This is a genomic window from Helcococcus bovis (assembly GCF_046035835.1).
Lineage (GTDB): Bacteria > Bacillota > Clostridia > Tissierellales > Peptoniphilaceae > Helcococcus > Helcococcus bovis.
In genome coordinates this window covers 1-2,912 of sequence record NZ_JBFNGB010000037.1, presented here as the reverse complement: position 1 = coordinate 2,912, position 2,912 = coordinate 1, and the positions used below count along the sequence as shown (strand labels likewise).

At 27.9% G+C, this 2,912-nt stretch carries 3 protein-coding genes; all 3 read left to right on the top strand.

Going from position 1 to position 2,912, the window contains the following annotated elements; all coding sequences use genetic code 11:
- The first annotated feature begins 88 nt into the window (after positions 1 to 88).
- The 3 genes from ABGF48_RS08355 to ABGF48_RS08345 all read left to right on the top strand — a co-directional run bounded on the left by ABGF48_RS08355 (position 89) and on the right by ABGF48_RS08345 (position 2,575).
- Positions 89 to 1,606, top strand: coding sequence for a bifunctional metallophosphatase/5'-nucleotidase (locus ABGF48_RS08355; protein WP_408105883.1), 1,518 nt, complete (start codon positions 89 to 91; stop codon positions 1,604 to 1,606).
- A gap of 61 nt (positions 1,607 to 1,667) precedes the next feature.
- The gene (locus tag ABGF48_RS08350) at positions 1,668 to 2,213 is read left to right on the top strand and encodes an NADPH-dependent FMN reductase (RefSeq protein WP_408105882.1); all 546 of its coding nucleotides are present in this window, start codon (positions 1,668 to 1,670) and stop codon (positions 2,211 to 2,213) included.
- Between the two features lie 110 nt (positions 2,214 to 2,323).
- Positions 2,324 to 2,575, top strand: coding sequence for a GlsB/YeaQ/YmgE family stress response membrane protein (locus tag ABGF48_RS08345; protein WP_408105881.1), 252 nt, complete (start codon positions 2,324 to 2,326; stop codon positions 2,573 to 2,575).
- Positions 2,576 to 2,912 lie beyond the last annotated feature (337 nt).

Here is a 2,912-nt window from a genome sequence, read left to right as displayed (position 1 = left end):
AAAATATGAAGAGAGTTTTTTTATGCAATAAAATAATACCTTTAAGCATTCATTTCTGCTATAATATATTTTGAGAAAGTGAGGGAGAATGAAAATAGCTATATATCACACAACTGATATGCACGGATACGTGTTTCCTACAAATTATGTAGAATACCAAAATTTAGGTATGTTGAAAATATTATCATTTATTGAAAAAGATAGAGAAAATTATGACAGAAGTTTATTGCTTGAAGGTGGAGATTTAATACAAGGTTCAGCAATGACTAATTATTTATCGAAAATTAAACCGGATATAAATCCGATTTTGACATTGCTGAAAATGGCGAAATATGATGCCTATGTAATGGGAAATCATGAATTTAATTATGGACAAGATTATTTATATAAATCATATGAACAAGTAAAAGATCTTGTATTAAATTCAAATATAAAAGGCCTTAAACTTGGAAATAAACCATATAAAATATTTGATTTAAATGGATTTAGAGTTGGAGTTTTTGCAGCTACTACAGCTTATATTCCAAATTGGGAAAATTCTCAAAATATTGAAGGTTTAGAATTTTTAAATCCTGTTGAAGAATATGGTAAATATGAAAAGGAAATTGTTGAAAATTCTGATTATGTAATTTTTCTATATCATGGTGGATTTGAAAAAAGTTTAGATGAGGAATTTATTCCTACTGAAAAATTAAATGGTGAAAACCAAGCGAGTGAAATGCTTCAAACATATAATAGTATAAATGCAGTTTTAAGTGGACATCAACATAGATCATTTATTACAAAAATAGGAGATGTAATCTGTTCTCAACCTATAAACAATGCAAGGAACTTTACGAAATTAGTAATAGATACAGAAGAAAAAACAGTAGATTATAAATTAGTTGAAGTTGAATCTCTTGATATTGAAATAGATAGTAAATTTAGTGAAATATTTACTCAGACAAATGAAAAATTAGATGTATATCTTGCTGAAATTATAGGTGAATTAGATAAAGATATAGAAATAACAGATCAATTTAAAGCTAGGTTTTTTGGGCATCCATATATTAATTTGCTACAAAAAATACAGATGGATGTTGCAGATGCAGATTTTTCAACAACAACATTATTTGATACTGCAATAGGATTTAAAAAAGATATTAGTATTAGAGATGTACTTGTAAATTATCCATATCCAAACACATTAAAGGTTCTAGAAGTTTCAGGTCATGTTATAAAGGCGGCGATAGAAAAATCAGCAACATATTTTGTAATTGATGAAAATGGAAATCCTATAGTAAATCCAAAATATATTAAGCCAAAATTAAGAAATTATATTTATGATTTTTACTATGGACTAGAATTTGAAGCTGATTTAAGAAGACCATTTTTAGATAGAGTAGTATCGATTACAAAAAATGGTAAAGAGTTAGATTTGGATAAAATGTATACGGTAGTTTTAAATAACTATAGAGCTTCAAACGTAAATGAATATCCATGTTATGAAGGGGCTAAAGTAGTTAAAGAAATAAACTTTGATATGAGTGAACTTATGATTAACTACTTCCAAAATAATCATGAAATTAAAGTTGACGAAACAAAAAATTTCAAATTTATTTATTAATTTTGTTTGAAAAAAAATTTTCTGGGTAAAATTAGAAAGAATAAAAAATAAGGGGGACAAAATGAAAAAAATAGGATTAATAGTAGGAAGTGTTAGAAAGGCATCATATAACAAGAAAGTTGCTGAAGTAATTAAGGATTTATTATCAGAAAAATTTGAAGTAGAATTTATTGAAATTGCAAATTTACCATTTTATAACGAAGAATTTGATGAAGATCCAGCAAATCTTCCATCAGTAGTTACAGAATTTAGAAATAAAGTTAAAGAGCAAGATGGTATCATCTTTGTTACACCAGAGTACAACAGATCAGTACCAGGAGTGCTAAAAAATGCATTTGATATCGGTTCAAGACCATATATGGATCAAGCATGGATAAACAAACATGCGGCTGTAGTAAGTGCTTCAACAGGCGGATTTGGTGCTATGAGAGCGAATTATGAGTTAAGAACATCAATGTTTTTCTCAAATATGAAGATTATGGGACAACCAGAAACAATGCTTGCAAATGTAAAAGATAATTTTGATGAAAATGGAAACGCAACAGAAAGAACAATTGAATTCTTAAAGAAATTTACTGATGCCTTTACACAATTTATTGGTGAATAATATATAATTGTTTAAGATTAATTATTTTGGGCATGTATATAGTATATTAGTATACTAAATAATATTTGTTTATAATGCTAATAAATAGATGAATAAAAAGGGAGAAAATTATGGGTTGGTTAGTAAGTATATTATTAGGTGCCTTAGCTGGATGGCTAGCAAGTATTATAATGAAAAAAGATGCTTCAATGGGAGCAATAGCAAATATCATCGTAGGTATAGTTGGTGGTGTAATTGGTAGAGCTGTAGCAGGTTTTGCAGGTATATCAGCAGATAAAGTATCAATCGGTGGTGTAGCAATCGCTGTACTTGGTGCATGTATTTTACTATGGCTAGTAGATTTAGTTAGAGGTAGAAAATAATATAATTTAATAAAGTAATATTAAAGACACAGAGGATGTTTTCATCTTTTGTGTTTTTTTTAATTGTTAGGTAAGGGTAAAAAATTATGGAAAAACATTAATTCCATGAACAATATTAACACCACCTACACCTATAACACAAGGAAAAACAAATGATCCAAAGAATCATAAAGGAATTGAAAATCCATCAACAGGAAATACTGGATTGATAACATTATTGCATCCATATAAACTGCAGCAGGTTTGTTGTTTGCTGCTAAAAAGAAAAAAGAAGATGAATAATACAGAAATATTTTGCAAGGCAAAATAGACAATATAAAAGACGTTTTACTCTTAA

Coding starts and splice junctions, on each gene's coding strand:
- ABGF48_RS08355 (WP_408105883.1), top strand. CDS start 89: ATGAAAATAGCTATATATCACACAACTGATATGCACGGATACGTGTTT.
- ABGF48_RS08350 (WP_408105882.1), top strand. CDS start 1,668: ATGAAAAAAATAGGATTAATAGTAGGAAGTGTTAGAAAGGCATCATAT.
- ABGF48_RS08345 (WP_408105881.1), top strand. CDS start 2,324: ATGGGTTGGTTAGTAAGTATATTATTAGGTGCCTTAGCTGGATGGCTA.